The 17,663-nt window shown below is 56.5% G+C and carries 15 protein-coding genes; 6 read left to right on the forward strand and 9 right to left on the reverse strand.

The features are described 5' to 3' along the window. Nucleotides 1-187 precede the first annotated feature (187 nt). The 3 genes from LQ945_RS06705 to LQ945_RS06715 all read right to left on the reverse strand — a co-directional run bounded on the left by LQ945_RS06705 (nucleotide 188) and on the right by LQ945_RS06715 (nucleotide 2,530). Nucleotides 188-1,087: a Dyp-type peroxidase gene (locus LQ945_RS06705; RefSeq protein WP_270102552.1), complete on the reverse strand. Its 900-nt coding sequence runs from the start codon at nucleotides 1,085-1,087 to the stop codon at nucleotides 188-190. A gap of 237 nt (nucleotides 1,088-1,324) precedes the next feature. Next, nucleotides 1,325-1,909 (reverse strand): RpoE-regulated lipoprotein, encoded by a 585-nt coding sequence (locus LQ945_RS06710; RefSeq protein WP_044552783.1) that lies wholly within the window; start codon nucleotides 1,907-1,909, stop codon nucleotides 1,325-1,327. Between the two features lie 156 nt (nucleotides 1,910-2,065). Further along, on the reverse strand, nucleotides 2,066-2,530 hold the full coding sequence (locus LQ945_RS06715) for a DUF2919 domain-containing protein (protein ID WP_262240886.1): 465 nt from the start codon (nucleotides 2,528-2,530) through the stop codon (nucleotides 2,066-2,068). A 171-nt stretch (nucleotides 2,531-2,701) separates the two neighbouring features. On the opposite strand from LQ945_RS06715, the gene LQ945_RS06720 reads away from it, so the two are divergent. Next, nucleotides 2,702-3,100 carry a YgiW/YdeI family stress tolerance OB fold protein gene (locus LQ945_RS06720; RefSeq protein WP_044552785.1) on the forward strand — a complete coding sequence of 133 codons (399 nt, stop codon included), beginning with the start codon at nucleotides 2,702-2,704 and terminating at the stop codon, nucleotides 3,098-3,100. A gap of 42 nt (nucleotides 3,101-3,142) precedes the next feature. Here LQ945_RS06720 and LQ945_RS06725 read toward each other — a convergent pair whose 3' ends face one another. Continuing rightward, nucleotides 3,143-3,568 carry a GNAT family acetyltransferase gene (locus LQ945_RS06725; protein WP_020828005.1) on the reverse strand — a complete coding sequence of 142 codons (426 nt, stop codon included), beginning with the start codon at nucleotides 3,566-3,568 and terminating at the stop codon, nucleotides 3,143-3,145. A gap of 205 nt (nucleotides 3,569-3,773) precedes the next feature. Here LQ945_RS06725 and amiA point away from each other — a divergent pair, with 205 nt between their 5' ends. The 3 genes from amiA to LQ945_RS06740 all read left to right on the forward strand — a co-directional run bounded on the left by amiA (nucleotide 3,774) and on the right by LQ945_RS06740 (nucleotide 6,106). Further along, complete coding sequence (gene amiA, locus LQ945_RS06730) at nucleotides 3,774-4,661, forward strand: N-acetylmuramoyl-L-alanine amidase AmiA (protein WP_044552786.1); 888 nt, start codon at nucleotides 3,774-3,776, stop codon at nucleotides 4,659-4,661. A 69-nt stretch (nucleotides 4,662-4,730) separates the two neighbouring features. After that, nucleotides 4,731-5,651 carry an oxygen-dependent coproporphyrinogen oxidase gene (hemF, locus tag LQ945_RS06735; protein ID WP_269936172.1) on the forward strand — a complete coding sequence of 307 codons (921 nt, stop codon included), beginning with the start codon at nucleotides 4,731-4,733 and terminating at the stop codon, nucleotides 5,649-5,651. Next, the gene (locus LQ945_RS06740) at nucleotides 5,651-6,106 is read left to right on the forward strand and encodes a YaiI/YqxD family protein (RefSeq protein ID WP_270102553.1); all 456 of its coding nucleotides are present in this window, start codon (nucleotides 5,651-5,653) and stop codon (nucleotides 6,104-6,106) included. Before hemF ends, LQ945_RS06740 begins: the two co-directional genes overlap by 1 nt. A gap of 170 nt (nucleotides 6,107-6,276) precedes the next feature. On the opposite strand, the gene LQ945_RS06745 is transcribed toward LQ945_RS06740, so the two are convergent. The 4 genes from LQ945_RS06745 to LQ945_RS06760 all read right to left on the reverse strand — a co-directional run bounded on the left by LQ945_RS06745 (nucleotide 6,277) and on the right by LQ945_RS06760 (nucleotide 12,726). Continuing rightward, entirely contained in the window at nucleotides 6,277-8,517 is a 2,241-nt protein-coding gene (locus tag LQ945_RS06745; protein ID WP_270102554.1) for a TonB-dependent receptor domain-containing protein, read from the reverse strand. A gap of 256 nt (nucleotides 8,518-8,773) precedes the next feature. Next, a complete protein-coding gene (locus LQ945_RS06750) occupies nucleotides 8,774-10,906 on the reverse strand; it encodes a S9 family peptidase (protein WP_270102555.1) in 2,133 nt (710 codons plus the stop codon). A gap of 77 nt (nucleotides 10,907-10,983) precedes the next feature. Continuing rightward, complete coding sequence (locus LQ945_RS06755) at nucleotides 10,984-11,784, reverse strand: TonB family protein (RefSeq protein WP_270102556.1); 801 nt, start codon at nucleotides 11,782-11,784, stop codon at nucleotides 10,984-10,986. A 102-nt stretch (nucleotides 11,785-11,886) separates the two neighbouring features. Then, on the reverse strand, nucleotides 11,887-12,726 hold the full coding sequence (locus LQ945_RS06760) for a ChaN family lipoprotein (RefSeq protein ID WP_044552790.1): 840 nt from the start codon (nucleotides 12,724-12,726) through the stop codon (nucleotides 11,887-11,889). A 194-nt stretch (nucleotides 12,727-12,920) separates the two neighbouring features. Between LQ945_RS06760 and mmuP the strand changes: the two genes are divergently transcribed. Together mmuP and mmuM are read left to right on the forward strand one after the other, a co-directional pair. Then, nucleotides 12,921-14,330: an S-methylmethionine permease gene (gene mmuP / locus LQ945_RS06765; RefSeq protein ID WP_270102557.1), complete on the forward strand. Its 1,410-nt coding sequence runs from the start codon at nucleotides 12,921-12,923 to the stop codon at nucleotides 14,328-14,330. Then, on the forward strand, nucleotides 14,320-15,258 hold the full coding sequence (gene mmuM / locus LQ945_RS06770) for a homocysteine S-methyltransferase (protein ID WP_270102558.1): 939 nt from the start codon (nucleotides 14,320-14,322) through the stop codon (nucleotides 15,256-15,258). The genes mmuP and mmuM overlap by 11 nt, the downstream gene beginning before the upstream one ends. A 48-nt stretch (nucleotides 15,259-15,306) precedes the next feature. On the opposite strand, the gene maeB is transcribed toward mmuM, so the two are convergent. Further along, nucleotides 15,307-17,586: an NADP-dependent oxaloacetate-decarboxylating malate dehydrogenase gene (gene maeB / locus LQ945_RS06775; protein ID WP_262240847.1), complete on the reverse strand. Its 2,280-nt coding sequence runs from the start codon at nucleotides 17,584-17,586 to the stop codon at nucleotides 15,307-15,309. Nucleotides 17,587-17,663: the final 77 nt, after the last annotated feature.

The raw sequence follows: 17,663 nt of genomic DNA on the forward strand, positions 1-17,663 counted from the left end.
GCTGAATCAATCTGCCGGGCTTTCGCCCTGATGTTGACCAGTGTATTTATAACTAGGTGCGGAGCTGTAACGCTTTTATATACCGTTTAGTGATTTTCAAGCATCAAACGCTATAAGGCAGGGGCGGAGCGGCATGGCAGAGGAGGAAGTTAATCCGGAGTCGGCATGGCCGACCCCGGTGAAGAGGTTAAAGCGACAGCAGGCGCGTCAGCGAAGGCGCAAAGTAATAGCTGCCGGTCACCGCACGGCTGAAACGCAGCATCGCATCACGTTTGCCGTCCAGATCGCCAAACATGCTCAGCAGCTGTTTTTCGATGTTGTGCAGGCGGGCGCAATAAGCGATGAAGAACAGCCCGTGTTTACCGCTGGCGGTACCGTAAGGCAGGCTCTGACGCAGGATCTTCAGGCCTTTGCCGTCTTCTTTCAGATCGACACGGCTGACATGCGAGGTTTCCGGACGCTGCTCCGGCGGCAACTCTTCGCTGTCGTGCTTGGTACGGCCGATAATCTGCTCCTGCTGCTCGGTGGTGAAACGCTGCCACTGGCGCAGGTTGTGTTCGTAACGCTGCACCAGCACATAGCTGCCGCCTGCGTCTTCTTCACCTTCGGCGATGACCGCCACTTCAGGACGTTTGTCGCCCTGCGGATTTTCAGTGCCGTCGATAAAGCCGCTCAGATCGCGCTCTTCCACCCAGCGGAAGCCGTGGGTCTCTTCTTCAATTTTGATGGCGTTGCCGAACGCTGCCAGCGCCGCCTGAGCCAGCGTAAAGTTAACGTCATGACGCAGGGATTGGATGTGGATCAGCAGATCGCGCTGGGTGGCCGGGGCCAGCCCTTTGCCCAGCGGGGTGAATGGCTTCAGCTCTTTAGCGCCCTGCCCGCTGGACAGGTCGTGCCAGACGTCATAGCCAAAGGCGATCACCGCGCCCAAATGCGCATCGGGAAACTGCTGTTGCAGCTCGGTCAACGTCTGGCAGAACTGCTTGCAGCCCTGACGTAAATCGGCGAATTCGCCCTGCACGGTGGCTTCCATAAAAATGGCGAAGCGGCAGTGTTCCAGTAAAATACCGCTCTGAACCTGGGTCATTATCGTTATCCTCAAATCGAAATCGAGTAACAGGCAGCTGTTTGTCCATGGGTTTCCTGTTACGAATGCGCAGTATCATACCCGATGAAAACGGGATTGCCTTGCATCAGCGCAAAGAAAATAGGGTTACCCGTAACCGGGCAATCTCGCCCAAAGGTAGCGGTGATTTAACGTTCGGCGGGGATGGAAACCAGATAAACCAGGGGCGCCGCGGATCGGGCGCCCAGGGGGGAAGTTTTATTGCGGCTTGGCGTGCCAGATGATCTTGCTGACCGTCCAGCTTTTCAGCGTGTCATCCGGTGGGATGATGTCTTGTGGTCCGGCCCACTTGCCGTCGAAGATATAGGTGACGTACTTGCTCTGCTGCGCGACGCACTCGACCTTGCCGGCATCGTCGCCGTCGGCCGGTTTACAGGCACCGAACGCCTTGCTGTACAGATCACTGAACGGCGTGCCGAGTTTGCTGCCCCACTCGGTCGCGACTTTGCTGTCCATCACGTCCACGCGCTGCACGTGACCTTTAGGTTCCCCGGTGATCACCAGCTTCACGTCGTTGCCGTCCATCGCCTGATAGTAGGAAACTATCTTGCCCTGGCTGGTGGCCATGCCACCGCGCAGGCGGTAATCGCCGTTCAGCCCGTCGTTAATGGCGCTTTCCGACATCGGGGTACCGGCGTTGAGATCGCCAACGCCCTTGGCGCTGACTTCGAGGCTGCTGCCAAACCAGTTAAGTGGCGACAGGCTGGACCAAGAGAAATTGGACATCGTCGAACAGCCGGTCAGTAACAGCGGAAGCCCTAACAACAGTGGGCGAACATTCATTTTTAGCTCCTTAACATCAATGACGGGGCACAGCCTGCTCTGCCCTGCCGCACTTGGCGTTTTGTTGCGTGCCAGCCTCTCACAACTGTCCACGCATCGCCATCGGTTGCGAGCTTGGAGTGCGGAAAATGAGAAAAGTGCCGCACTGCGCGGCAATTAACCCACCTCATCCTGTACAACGAAACAAGCCTTAAGGCGCGCACTCAACGACAGGTAAGCCAGCGCCAACGCATCAAGCAACGCCAGCACGATGTCCAACGCCGAAGGATTGTCGTCTTGCTGCCACAGGCTAAACAGCGAGCCGCCCAACGCCGCCAGCAGTGAAGCCATCAATACCCAGCGCCAGGCACGCCATAGCCTTGGCCACTGGTGACGACGCGGAGCAATCAAAAATGCCAACGCCGCCGGCAACCCCAGCACGATGCCATACCAGAACCATTGGGTGTCCGGGTAAAACAGCGACAGCAGGCCTTCCCCCTGCTGGCGCGAAACCCCGGCCATCACAAACAGGATCCAGGTACGGGCCTGTAAAATCAGTACGCCCCAAAACCACAGCGGCAAACGCAACGCACCGTGCTGATCGTAATCGTCGGGGGAAAAACGGGATGGAAGTGGCTTCAACATCGATTCCTTGCCAATATCATGATGACTTTTCAAATGGGTGCCGTGTTTATTGTTTTCAATGCGCGCGCTTAAGAACCCCTTAAGATTTTCATGCTTTACTTAACCCCATCAAACCAGCAGTCCTGATTGGCAGGGCTTTAATTTTAGATTGAGATAAGGAAGCTTAAGATGAAAAAATATACCCTGGCGGCATTAATTGCTCTGTGCAGCGCACCGGTTCTGGCTCAGCAAGGCGGGTTCCTCGATCCTGCGGCACCGCAAACGCACACCCAAAACGCTCAGCAAGGTGGATTCTCCGGCCCTAGCGCCGCGTTGACCACCGTAGACAAGGTCAAATCAATGAGTGATGACACCTGGGTGATGCTGCAAGGCAACATTGAACAACGCGTCGGTGACGACACCTATACCTTCCGCGACGCCAGCGGCACCCTGACGGTGGAGATCGACAGAAAACGCTGGAACGGTCAGACCATCACCCCGAAAGATAAAGTTCAGTTGGAAGGGAAAGTGGATAAGGACTGGAGCAGTGTGGAAGTCGATGTGAAAACCATCAAAAAACTGCCTTAACGCGCAGTTTGGGCGGTGAAGTCTCACCGCCCAAAACAACATTCAATATTCCTGATCTTCGATCAGTCGCTTGCCCAGGCTGGTGATGCTCTGGATCTCGTAACCGAGTTTCTCGTACATCTCGATCACCGTGTCGTTATCTTCCCGCACCATCAGTTGGATCTTCGGGCAACCGCGTGCGATCAATTTTTTCTCTAACCGGCTGATCAACGCGTTGGCGATACCGCGTCCGCGATAATCCGGATGCACGCCGAGATAATACGCCGAGCCACGATGGCCGTCGTATCCCCCCATCACCGATCCCACGACTTCCCCGCCCACTTCCGCGACCAGAAACAGATCCGGATCGTGATTCAGTTTGCGCTCAATATCCATCTCGGGATCGTTCCACGGCCGCAGCAGATCGCAGCGCTCCCACAGGGTAATGACTTCTTCAAAGTCGTCTTGTCGAAATACGCGAATTTCCATCGATGTTCGCCGCTGTTAATTAAGATGTTTATCTGATTATCGCGGGATTATTCACTTACGCAATATCAAACTGCGATTTCCCCGGCCAATAATGCAGAAATCCCCGGTAACCCGCGTAATAAATGGACATAGTTATCCGGTCGATTAATGATTATCAATACGATATAACGTCGCAAAATAGAATTTGTCGATGGAGCGTAGCGTTATGAAAAAGCAGGTTAATCCCTTCCTCAATTTTAAACCGCTCTCCGTTTCCCCCACGCGGCGCCAATTACTGCTCTCAGGCCTGGCGCTGGTGCTGCTCGGCAGCAAAAGCCAAACGGCCCAGGCCGAAACCGGCGGCATGCTGCGCAAACAACACGCTAAAACCGCCCCCAAACCCAGCGGCAGCAAAAGGCTGGTGATGATCGATCCCGGTCACGGCGGTATCGATTCGGGCGCCGTCGGCAGAGAAGGTTCTCAGGAAAAACACGTGGTGCTGGAGATTGCCAACCACGTGCGTCGCATTCTGCACGAGCAGGAACACGTTGAAGTGCGCCTGACGCGGGAAGAAGACGAATTTATCCCCCTGTTTCAGCGGGTAGAGATTGCCCACCAGCATCAGGCCGACCTGTTTATCTCTATCCATGCCGACGGCTTTACCAGCCCGGAAGCCTCCGGCGCCTCAGTGTTTGCCCTGTCCAATCGCGGTGCCAGCAGCGCCATGGCGCGTTATCTGTCCAATCGCGAAAATGCCGCCGATGACGTGGCCGGCGGCAAATACAAAAACCAGGACAACTATCTGCAGCAGGTGCTGTTCGACCTGGTGCAAACCGATACCATCAACAACAGCCTGACGCTCGGCCGCCACGTGCTCGGCCAGATCCGTCCGGTGCATCACCTGCACAGCAACAGCACCGAACAAGCGGCATTCGCGGTGCTGAAATCCCCGTCGATTCCATCGGTACTGGTCGAAACCTCATTCATCACCAATCCGGCGGAAGAACGCCTGCTTGGCACCACCGCATTCCGCGAGAAAATCGCCCGCGCCATCGCCGACGGCGTGATCAGTTTCTTCAGCTATTACGATTCACACCAACGAAAACCCGGCTGATACTGCCAGCCACGGTGAATAAAGGTATACTCTGCGGCTTGTTCAGTCAGACGCTGTGAATTAATCCGTATGAGTTTATCGACCATCGCAGAAGTAAAATCCTTCCTGCTGGCACTGCAGGACCGCATCTGCACGCAGCTGGCTCAGGCCGACGGCGGCGCCGTTTTCAACGAGGACCGCTGGACGCGGGAAGAAGGCGGCGGTGGCCGCAGCCGGGTATTGACCGACGGCGCGGTGTTCGAACAAGCGGGCGTCAACTTCTCACACGTCTCCGGTGCCACCCTGCCCGCCTCCGCTACCGCGCACCGTCCCGAGTTGGCCGGCCGCAGCTTCCAGGCGATGGGCGTGTCGTTGGTGATCCATCCGCGCAGCCCTTATATCCCGACCAGCCACGCCAACGTGCGTTTCTTCATTGCGGAAAAGCCGGGCGAAGAGCCGGTGTGGTGGTTTGGCGGCGGCTTTGATCTGACCCCCTTCTACGGCTTTAAAGAAGATGCCATTCACTGGCACCGCACCGCCGAGCAGCTGTGCGCCCCCTTCGGCGAGCAGGTGTATCCCAAATACAAAAAGTGGTGCGATGACTATTTCTTTATCAAGCACCGCAATGAAGCACGCGGCATCGGCGGCCTGTTCTTTGACGATCTCAACACCCCCGACTTCGCCAGCTGTTTCGCGTTTACCCAGGCGGTGGGCAAAGGCTTCCTCGAAGCTTATTTGCCGATCGTGGAAAAACGCAAGGCGCTGAGTTGGGGCGATAACGAACGTCAGTTCCAGCTGTATCGTCGTGGTCGTTACGTCGAGTTCAATTTAGTCTGGGACCGCGGCACGCTGTTCGGTCTGCAAACCGGCGGGCGCACCGAATCCATCCTGATGTCGATGCCGCCGCTGGTACGCTGGGAATACAATTATCAACCGGCGGAAGACAGCCCGGAAGCGGCGTTGTACCGTGACTTCCTGCCGGTGCGCGATTGGTTGAAGGAGCCGGAATAATGCAGATTTGGGTCGATGCGGACGCCTGTCCCAACGTGATCAAAGAAGTGCTGTTTCGCGCGGCGGATCGTACCGCCATGTCGGTAACGCTGGTCGCCAACCAACCGCTGAGGACGCCGCCCTCCAGCCATATTCACACCCTGCAGGTGGCGGCCGGTTTTGACGTGGCGGATAACGAAATCGTGCGCCGCTGCGAGAAAGGCGATCTGGTGATCACCGCCGATATTCCGCTGGCCGCCGAAGTGATCGAAAAAGGCGCGGTGGCGCTGAACCCTCGCGGTGAACGCTATACGCCGGACACCATTCGTGAACGCCTGAACATGCGCGACTTTATGGACACCCTGCGCTCCAGCGGTATCCAGACCGGCGGCCCGAATACGCTGAACCAGCGCGACCGTCAGCAGTTCGCCAACGAGCTGGACAAGTGGTTGCAGCAGGCAAAACGGGCGCAGTGATTGCGCCCGTCAGGCTGCTGATAAAGTCCTTTGCGGTCAAAAGTTCTGCTTTCAGTGCTAATAAAAACAAAGAATTATGTCTTCAGGTTTCCCCCAAACATCCGAAAACCCCGTTTTTCGGGTGTTTGCCATCAATCTAAACGGGCGCAGTGATTGCGCCCGTACTCCACTTAGAATCGCACCTCCCCGCCGAAGATATAGGTTCGGCCGCGGGCGGTGTTGGTCGGTGAGAAGTCTCTAGACTGCGATGGCAGGGAATTCATCTTGTTCAACGCATCGGAATAGTCTTTGTCCATCAGGTTCTGCACGCTGAATTTCAACAGCAGATTACGGTTGAACTGATAGGTGCTGTACAGATCGATAATCGTCGGGATATGCGGCGCAGGCTCTTTCAACAATTGCTCATTTTCGTCGACGTTCGAATCAGGTGAAAGACGTACCGCTTTGCCGGTGTACTTTATCAGCCCGCCCAACGTCAGCTTTTCATCCAACAGACGCACCCCGCTGTCCAGCGTGAAATACATCTCCGGGAGTTCGGTGACATCCCCCGCGCCAAACACATTGCTGGCCTGATTGGTGGGTTGGCTGGTGTGCTCTTTGCTCAGAGAGAGTTTGGTGTAGGCAAAACCGGCGTCATACATTGCCTCCACTTCCACCCCGCGTGTTCTGACCGGCTCATAAGCATTGCTGTACATGGTCATACTGACATTCACATCGGCGTTATCCCACTCTTCCTGCGTCGCCTGGGATCGGTTGCACTTCTGGCGATTGCTGCACACCATGTAACTCTGGCTGGAAATGTAATTTTTGATCTTTGATTCAAAATACACCGCCTTCAGTTGGAAGCTGTCCTGCTTGAACAGCAGGTCATGAGCATTGGCGTTGAAGCCGGCCTGGTAGGTTTCGGCGGTTTCGCCCTTCAGGAACGGGTTCATCGACTGCCCGCCGCTGTTGGCGAAGAACACCTCCTGAATATTCGGCCCGCGCATCGACTTGCTGTAGCTGACAAACGGCTGCAACCATGGCGTCACCTGCGCCGACAACAGCACCGACGGATTAAAACCGTGCTCTTTCAAATTGATATTGCTGGCCCCCTGCGGGAAGCAGGCCACGCGATCATCACAGGCCGGTTTATAGCCGGAAATGTCATAGGAGCTGTAGTTCAGATCAAAGTTGCTCTGCCAGATGCCGTAGTTAAGCTGCAGCCCACTGTAAAGGCTGGCGATATTTTGTTTACCCGCGATCCCCACCGGAGAACTTTCGGCCTGGTTATCATCGGTCACCAGCCCGGAAGCGTGCTTCTTATATTCGTTACGAATCAGCTTGCCACCATAGCTGAAGGCAAAATCGACCTCCTGCAGGCTGAAACGGCTGGTGTTATTGACGTCCAGCGCGTCCGAGATATTTTTCGCCTTGCTGTCGCTAAACCCTGCCATATTATCAGACATAAAATTCTGCTCACCCCGGCTGGTACTGGCTGTCAGGTTAAAATCAATCAGCTCGGAGAAAGGCGCATAGTGATATTTAATATAGAAGTCATTACTGTCGATATGACGGCGGGTTATTTTATTCTGGTAGGTCCTGGCCGACAGTTCGATACTATTAAAAGCGTCTGGCTTAATATCGACTTTGAATAACTGGGATTTAGGGTTCTGTCGGTAGGTTTTATCAACGTTGAATTCTTCGCTGTCAAAACCCGAACCGTTCTTGTAATTAGACGTGATGGAACTGCCGCTGATGGCCGCCATTGCCCCCAGGCTGCCGCCTTCGCCAAAGGCGCTGGTTTTCCCGCCCACGGCAATCATGCCGCTGCGGCCGATGCCGTTATTGCCGACGGAAAATTTGGTGCGCACGCCAAAGGGATTATCCGAAAACACCACGTCATCCACACCCAGGGTGCGGAAGTTGGCGCTGCCTGCCAAAGCATTCACTCCGGCGGAGCCTGTTGCATTCCCACGCGCTACATCAACACCGACGATAAAATTGGGATCGATCAGTGCACCAAACTGGCTGGTGGGTAAACCGCCGTGTGCTGCATCGCTCGGCGAACTGCCGTAGTAGTTCTGGGTAATGCCATCCACCATGGTATTAACCCGGCCAAAACCGCTCATGCCGCGAATATTGACGCTAACCGATCCCTGGCCCGGATCGATTTGGGTATAGGTGCCCGGCATGCTGCGCAAAATGCTGTCTACCGATTCGAGGTTCTTATTTTCCCCTCGTGAGCTGAAGGCACCGGGTTTTTCCAACGCCTCCTTTTCGCTACGGTCGCTTTCCGTCGCGGCAGAAACGTTCAACGGGCTAAACACCACTTTGCCGTTGCCATTGTCCGCCCCATCCTGCGCAGCCGTCGCCGTCCCGATCAGCGCTATTCCCGCCCCGATCAGGCTTACCAGTAATTTAATTTTCATAGGTCCCCAGAAATAACCAAAAAGATTTTATGGCCGACAATGCCCAGCATAAAGCCCACCGAAATCGACGGTAAATATACCCGTCATCTTTCAAGTTGCAGCGTTGTTACCTGCACTCGCTCACCCCAGTTACTTACTAAAGTAAGCGCCTGGGGATGAGCGAGCTGGCCGCCTAGCTGCAATTTAAAAGCTATAGGGTATTTATTTTTTATTATTTTAATAAGCTGCCGGGTTTATTGCCCGGCGGCCAGAAGGGTTATTTGCGCGTTTTCTGATCCACCGCCAAAATAAAGCTGTATTCCAGGGCGCTATTTTCCAGCCGCGTCAGACGGCCCGATTTGCCGCCGTGCCCGGCCGTCATATCGGTGGCCAGCAGCAGCAGTGAATCCCCCTGTTTAAAGCGACGCAGTTTGGCCACCCATTTTGCCGGTTCCCAATATTGCACCTGCGAATCATACAGGCCGCTGGTCACCAACAGGTTCGGGTACGCCTGCTTGCGCACGTTGTCATAGGGGCTATAAGACTTCATCAGCGCATAGGCTTCTGGTTGATTAGGGTTGCCCCACTCTTCATATTCCCCGACGGTCAGTGGAATGCTGTCGTCAAGCATGGTGGTCAAAACATCCACAAAAGGCACCTGCGCCACCACCGCGTTATACAGCTGCGGCGCCTGATTGATCACCGCGCCCATCAACAACCCCCCGGCGCTGCCGCCCATGGCGTAGATACGCCCCGGTTGGCCGTACCCCTGTTTTATCAGTGCCTGGGTGGCATCGATAAAGTCACTGAAGGTGTTGGGTTTATGGCTCAGTTTTCCCTGTTGATACCAGTTCTGCCCCAGCTCACCGCCGCCACGCACGTGGATCAGCGCATAAACAAAACCGCGATCCAGTAAACTGATGCGGTTGGCGCTGAAGGCCGGATCCATACTCATGCCGTAAGCACCATAGCCGTACACCAGCAGCGGACTGTGTCCCGGTTTGAACATCGCACGGTTGTAGACCAGCGAGACTGGCACCTTCACACCGTCACGCGCGCTGATCCATACCCGTTCACTGTGGTACTGGCTGGGATCAACCCCTTTAACTTCCTGCTGTTTCAACAGGGTACGAGTGCCTTTATCAAGATCCCATTCGTAGGTGCTGGTCGGCGTGGTCATCGCCGAATAGCCGTAGCGCAGGTGTTGATTGTCCGGATCGGGGTTATAGCCCAGCCAGGCCATGTAGCTGGCGTCATCGAACGGAATGCTGCGCTGGGTTTTGCCGTCCCAACTGATTTGCCGTAGCTGCACCAGGCCGTCGCCGCGCTCTTTGACCACCAGCCAGTCGCGGAACAGGGTGAAGCCTTCGACCTCGCGTTTTTCCTGCGGCGCAATCAACGTCTGCCACGGTTTATCCAGCGCTGCGGTGTGATACAGACCAAAATGCGGGCTTTGGTGATTGGAGCGCAAATAGAACTCGCCGCGATAATGGTCGAGGTAATATTCATGGCCGTTCTTGCGAGCGGCAAACAGCACCGGCGCTTTCAGCGGTTGGTTGGCATCGATCAGCCGCGCCTCAGAGGTAGTGTTGCCGCTGACGGTAATAATGACGTAGTCGCGGGAGGAGGAATGGGCCAGGCTCAGATAAAACGCCGCGTCATTTTCCTGATACACCAGTTTATCGTCCGCGACCGGCGTGCCGAACTGATGGCGATAAACCTGATACGGCAACAGGGTTTGCGGATGGTTGCGAATATAAAACAGCGTCTTGCCATCGTTGGCCCACACCATGTCGCCAGAGGTATTTTCAATCACTTCCGGTGCCCATTGCTCGCTGTCGACATTACGCAACGAAATACGGTACTGCCTGCGCCCCTGGAAATCCTCGGCGATCGCCATACGCTGATTGTCCTGGCTGATCTCCAGGCCGCCGACGCGGTAGTAAGCCTGCCCTGCCGCGCGCTGGTTGGCATCCAGCAAGGTTTGCCATGGTGCATCGGCGGTAAGAGCCTGACGCTGGTACAAAGCAAAATCCTTGCCCACCGCATAGCTTTCCTGATAGCGGTAGCCGTTCAGTTGATAAGGCACCGAGCGATCTTCCGGGCTCATGCGGCCCAGCATTTCCTGGTACAGCGTATCGCGCAGTTTTTTGTACGGCTGCATCATCTGTTCGGTGTAATGGTTTTCCGCCGTCAAATAATCCAGCATCTTTTTATTCTGGCGGCTGTCGTCGCGTAGCCAATAGTAATCATCCATCCGGGTTTCACCCTGGGCGGTCAATTTTTTCGGGATGATTTCCGCACTGGGAGCCTGCGGTGCCGCCTGAACGGCCTGGCCCATTAAGCTTAATGAAATCACGACAGAGGTTGCCGCACGCCAACAACGGCCCGGCAAAAGTGGATATTTCATAGTCCCTCACGATGGTTTTACATCGGCAACGCCTTCTTTTGTTTCAGCAAACAAAAGGCCGCTGCCGTCGGCATAAACTATTGGACGGCGTTGAACGCCGCCAGATTAAAATCAATCGGCATCGTCACCCGAACCTTGTCCTGCTGAAGCATCTCAACCGGTGGCTGCGGCAAGGGCTGCGCCCGAGTCACCACCGACAGCGCCTCCCGATCCAGCGAGGCGGTGCCTGATGACGCCTGCAATCTCAAATCAGACACCCGCCCCAGCGCATCCACCGTGAAGGTCACCTGCGGCATGCCGCTACGGCGACGGCGCTGCGCATCTGGCGGATAACGCTTGATGCGATTCAACTGCCCCTTTACCTGGCTTTCCCACGACAGCTTGGCCTGCAGCTGACTGGCAGAATCGCTGCTCAGCGGCGCCGCCGCCTGCTGGGCAATATTCAACGCTTTCGGTGCGGCGGCGCTGGAAGCGGCGGCACGTTTAGTCTCTTTCGCCTGCTCCTCCGGCTTTGGCTGGGCTTTCTGCGGCGGTCGCCGCTCAGTTCGCTTTTTTTCAGCCACGGCAATCTTGGTGTTTTCAGCCCGCGCCAACTTCGGCAAATCGGGTTGTTCCTGCTGTTCGGCCGGCTGTGCCGCGGAGGATTGCGCCTGCTGTATACCTAAGGGTAAGGGTTTGGGGCTTTCCGGCGCTTCAATCTGCGCGGCCCAGCTCATCATCACCGCCGGAGGCGGCAATGACATCGGCGGCAGCGACCGTGGCGGCCAGTAAAACAACAGCACCAGCGCCACATGTGCCGCGATAGCGCACAAAAAACCGCGCGCCCAGCTCGGTTGCGGCATCGCAGGGGCCGAAAAAGAGAAAGACTGACTTAGCATAGGGACATTAGATTACTTAATTGCGAATGATTGCAGATCACATTTGCTAATGATAATCATTTGTAATTATTATTAACAGCCCTTTTCACTGCCTTAACACATTCATTTTACTGCCGGGGTGATCCACAGGTAATCGGCCACCTGTTTATCGACCTGCACACCGGGTTCCGCCAGCATCAGTACCGTTGGCAACGCAGCCGGTTGCAAATCCTGCACGTGCAGTGGCACTCCTACGGATTTGGCTGCATGGTAGCCACCGGCAATCAACAGCGCGGGAGTGGGCGCGGCCAGCAAGCGTTCAGCCATGCGTCGGTCGCGCTGCTGTTGGATCGCCAGCATCGCATGCAATTGCTGAGGTTCAATCTTGCCGCCGTGCGAAGTGCGGATGGTTTCTTCCAGCGCTTTCTGCACCACCGGACGCACCGACAGCTGGCCCTGCGGGAAACTTGGCTGCTGATAAAAAGCCATGATTTCATCGCGATCCAGGTTAGCCGACCACAGCGGATAGGGTGCACGCATCGCCGCCATGACCACATCGCCGTACAGTGACCATTTCCACCCCGACTGCCAGCCGATCAACTCCGCTACGCGTCCGTCACGAACGCTGGGCTCCCCCTGCAGCCACTGTTTCACCTGATTAACTTTGTCTTGCTGATTCGGGTTAATCATTTCCATCAGCACGCTGCCCTGGGGACGCTGCTGTGGCAGGTTTTGCACCAGCCACAGTTCAATCTGATGGTGATAGGGGTTATCGTGTTTTTCGCCGACGATGACCCGGGGTTGAGCGGCCAAACGGGCCAGAAGCTGGTCAGGTGACAGGCTTTCTCCACTGCGTAAATCCGTAATTTTGCCCAAACTATCAAGGGTATTTTTTGGCGAGGAAACCGGGGTTTGGCTACAGGCGCCGAGCGCCAGCGCGGCCAATAAAATCAAAAGTCTCATGATGCTGCCCTGTCATAAAAAGTGGCGACATTATAGATAATAATTATCATTTGCATATAGAGAACCCCCTTTCCTGCGATATCGATAACTATTTTTTTACTTTAGGATCCCTGAACGCGCATTGATTTCATGAGGTATTGCGGGTATAACCAATAGCCATTTAGCAGCTTAGACGTCTATACGGGTAAAATACCATGCACTCACCTGTTCCCGCCGAAGGGCAATTCAAACGCACCATGAAGGCCCGGCACCTGGTGATGCTGTCGCTGGGTGGCGTGATCGGCACCGGGCTGTTTTTCAACACCGGCTATATCATTTCCACTACCGGCGCCCTGGGTACCCTGCTGGCCTATCTGATTGGCGCACTGGTGGTCTATCTGGTCATGCTGTGCCTGGGCGAGCTTTCGGTGGCGATGCCGGAAACCGGCGCCTTCCACGTTTACGCCTCCCGCTACCTTGGTCCGGCGACCGGTTATACCGTGGCCTGGCTCTATTGGCTCACCTGGACAGTCGCACTCGGTTCCAGCCTGACCGCCGCCGGTTTCTGCATGCAGTATTGGTTCCCGCAGTCGCCGGTTTGGCTGTGGTGTTTGATCTTCTGCGCGGCCATTTTCCTGCTCAACGTAGTCACCACTCGCTTCTTTGCGGAGAGCGAATTCTGGTTCTCGTTGATCAAGGTGATCACTATTCTGGCGTTTATTATCCTCGGCGGCGCAGCCATGTTTGGCCTGCTGCCGATGAAAGACGGCACCCCGGCCCCCTTCCTGCATAACCTGACCGCCTCAGGCTGGCTGCCCAACGGCACCTTGCCAATCCTGATGACGATGGTGGCGGTCAACTTCGCTTTCTCCGGCACGGAGCTTATCGGCATTGCCGCAGGCGAAACCGAAAACCCGGAAAAGGTGGTGCCCTGGGCGATACGCACCACGGTGATCCGCCTGATGCTGTTCTTTATCGGTACGGTGTTTATTTTGGCTGCACTGATCCCGATGGATCAGGCCGGGATAGTCAAAAGCCCGTTTGTGCTGGTGTTTGAACGTATCGGCGTGCCCTATGCCGCCGATATCTTCAACTTCGTCATCCTGACTGCCATCCTGTCGGCCGCCAACTCAGGCCTGTACGCTTCGGGCCGCATGCTGTGGTCGCTGGCTAATCAGCGCACCCTGCCGGCCTATTTTTCTCGCGTCAATAAACGCGGCATTCCGATCAATGCGCTGACCTTCAGCATGCTTGGCGGCGTACTGGCGCTGTTAACCAGCGTGATTGCGCCGGACACGGTGTTTGTCGCCCTGTCGGCCATTTCCGGCTTTGCGGTGGTGGCGGTTTGGTTGAGCATCTGCGCCTCACACTACGCTTTCCGCCGCCACTATCTGCGCAGCGGCCAGCCGATCGCCGGCCTGAAATACCGCGCGCCGGGTTATCCGTTAACGCCGATCGTCGGCTTTTCCCTGTGCCTGCTGGCCTGTATCGGACTGGCGTTCGATCCGGAGCAGCGCATCGCGCTTTACTGCGGGCTGCCGTTCGTCGCGCTGTGCTACGCCGCCTATTATCTGACCCGCCGCAGCGGGCAAAAAACATCTTTGGGAGAAAATCATGTCGGTTAACAACCCCATCGCCACGCTGTTGGCCACCCACGGCACGCTGATTCTTGACGGCGCGCTGGCGACCGAACTGGAGGCTCGCGGCTGTGACCTCAGCGATCCCCTATGGTCGGCCAAGGTGCTGATCGAAAACCCCGAGCTGATTTATCAGGTTCATCTCGACTATTTCAACGCGGGGGCGCAGTGCGCCATCACCGCCAGCTATCAGGCCACGCCGCAGGGCTTTTTGCGCCGCGGTCTGGATCAAGCTCAATCACTGGCGCTGATCGCCAAAAGCGTGCACCTGGCGCAGCAGGCGCGCCGCGACTATCTGGCTCAGCACCCACAGGCAACGCCCTTGCTGGTCGCCGGCTCAATCGGCCCCTATGGCGCTTATCTCGCCGACGGGTCTGAATATCGCGGCGATTACGCATTGCCGCAGGAAGAAATGATCGCCTTCCACCGCCCACGGATCCGTGCGTTGGCCGAGGCCGGCGTAGACCTGCTGGCCTGTGAAACCCTGCCCTCGTTCAGCGAGCTGCAGGCGCTGCTTGCTGTGTTGCAAGAATTCCCGACGCTCGGCGCCTGGTTCGCCTTCACCCTGCGAGACAGCCAACACCTCAGCGACGGCACGCCGCTGACGCAGGTGCTGGCAGCGCTGCACGGCAATCCGCAGGCGTTGGCGATTGGCATCAACTGCATTGCGCTGGAAAATGTGGCCCCGGCGCTGCGCCAGTTTGCCGCGCTGACTGACAAACCGCTGTTGGTCTACCCAAACTCAGGCGAGCATTACGACGCGGTGAGCAAAACCTGGCACGCCTGCGGCGGTGAGCACGGCAGCCTGATTGATCAGGTAGGAGAATGGCAACGCATCGGCGCACGGCTGATTGGCGGCTGCTGCCGGACTACGCCAAAGGATATTCGCCAGATCGCGGCACTCTGCAAGGCATAAAAAAGCCCCCTGCGCCAAGGCGTCAGGGGGCGGTTTAATGCCAAAGGCTTATAACGGTTCGGTCTGTGCTTCCACAACCGCCAGCGCCACCATGTTGACGATGCGGCGCACCGAGGCGATTGGCGTCAGGATGTGTACCGGTTTCGCTACTCCCATCAGCACCGGCCCTACGGTAACCCCTTCGGAAGAGGACACGCGCAGCAGGTTGTAGCTGATACGCGCCGCTTCCATGTTCGGCATGATCAGCACGTTGGCCGAGCCTTTCAGCGGACTGTCCGGCATCAGATCATTACGAATACTTTCAACCAACGCGGCATCACCGTGCATCTCGCCGTCAATTTCCAGCTCCGGTGCCATCTGGTTCACCAGCTCAAGCGTTTTACGCATCTTGCAGGCCGCCGGGTTATCGGAAGAACCAAAGCTGGAATGGGACAGCAACGCGACCTTCGGCTCAATGCCGAAGCGACGCACGGTTTCCGCCGCCATCAGGGTGATTTCCGCCAGTTGCTCAGGCGTCGGATCGTCATTGACATAGGTATCGGCGATAAAGGTGTTGCCGCTTGGCAGCAGCAGCGCGTTCATCGCCCCGGCGACATGGGCGCCCTCACGGAAGCCAAACACTTTTTCGACCACGTCGTAGTGCTCGTGATAGCTGCCGATGGTGCCGCAGATCATCGCATCCGCCTCGCCACGATGCAGCATGATGGCGGCAATCAGCGTCGGGTTGCCGATCACCGCTCGGCGCGCCTGCTCCTGCGAAACGCCTCGGCGTTTCATGATCTGGTAGTACTCGCCCCAGTATTCATTGAAACGCGGGTCGGACTCGTTGTTCACCACTTCAAAATCTTTACCCGGCGTCAGCTGCAGACCGAGTTTTTTCAGGCGCATTTCGATCACGCTCGGGCGCCCTACCAGAATCGGATAGGCCAAGCCTTGCGACACCAATTCCTGAGTGGCGTGCAGTACCCTTTCCTCTTCGCCTTCCGCCATCACCACCCGCTTCATTTCCTTCTTCGCCTGGGCAAAGATCGGCTTCATGAACAGGTTGGTTTTGTAGACGAATTCAGACAGTTTCTCGATATAGGCATCGAAGTCTTCGATCGGACGCGTCGCCACGCCAGACTCCATCGCGGCCTTGGCCACTGCCGGAGCAATTTTAACAATCAGGCGCGGGTCGAAAGGTTTGGGAATGATGTATTCAGGGCCAAATGACAGATCCTGATCCCCATAGGCCGATGCCACCACGTCGCTTTGCTCGGCCAGCGCCAGATCGGCAATCGCATGCACGCAGGCCAGCTTCATCTCTTCGTTAATGGTGGTCGCCCCTACGTCCAGCGCACCGCGGAAGATGAACGGGAAGCACAGCACGTTGTTTACCTGGTTCGGGTAGTCGGAACGGCCGGTACAGATAATGGCGTCCGGGCGCACGGCTTTCGCCAGCGGCGGCAGGATTTCCGGTTCCGGGTTGGCCAGCGCCATGATCAACGGATCCTTGGCCATGGTTTTCACCATATCCTGAGTCAAGACACCCGGGCCGGAACAACCGAGGAAAATATCGGCGTTAGGGATAGCGTCACCCAGCGTGCGCTGGCCGTTATCTTCAATCGCATAAGCCGCCTTGGTCTGCTCCATATTGGCGTCACGGCCTTTGTAGATCACCCCTTTGGAGTCGCAGACGGTAATGTTCTGCTGGCGTAGCCCCAGGGCCACCAGCAGGTTCAGACAGGCGATCGACGCAGCACCGGCACCGGAAACCACCAGCCGCACGTCGGAAATATTCTTTTTCACTACCCGCAGGCCATTCAACACTGCGGCAGTGGTGATGATCGCAGTACCGTGCTGATCGTCGTGGAAGACGGGGATCTTCATGCGCTCGCGCAGTTTCTGCTCGATGTAGAAACACTCCGGCGCCTTGATGTCTTCCAGGTTAATCCCGCCAAATGTCGGCTCCAGCGCGGCGATGATGTCGATCAGCTTGTCAGGGTTTAGCTCATCGACTTCGATATCAAACACGTCGATACCGGAAAACTTCTTGAACAGGACGCCTTTCCCTTCCATCACCGGCTTACCGGCCAGCGCACCGATATTGCCCAGGCCCAGCACGGCCGTACCGTTGGAAATCACCGCCACCAGGTTACCGCGCGCGGTATATTTGTAGGCCGCCAGCGGATCGGCAGCAATTTCCAGACAAGGTGCCGCGACGCCCGGCGAATAGGCCAGCGCCAGATCGCGTTGCGTTGCCAGTGGTTTGGTGGGGGATACCTGGATCTTCCCTGGGACCGGATATTGGTGGAAATCAAGCGCACTCTGTTTGAGCTGTTCGTCCATTGTAGGTTCCTATGCTTTTTGCTTTTATGTTGAGGTAAGGCTTGTAAAGCTATGGGGCTATGAGGCTGCGTCCTGTC

Origin of the sequence: Serratia liquefaciens, assembly GCF_027594825.1 — a bacterium.
In the GTDB taxonomy this organism is placed as follows: Bacteria; Pseudomonadota; Gammaproteobacteria; order Enterobacterales; family Enterobacteriaceae; genus Serratia; species Serratia liquefaciens_A.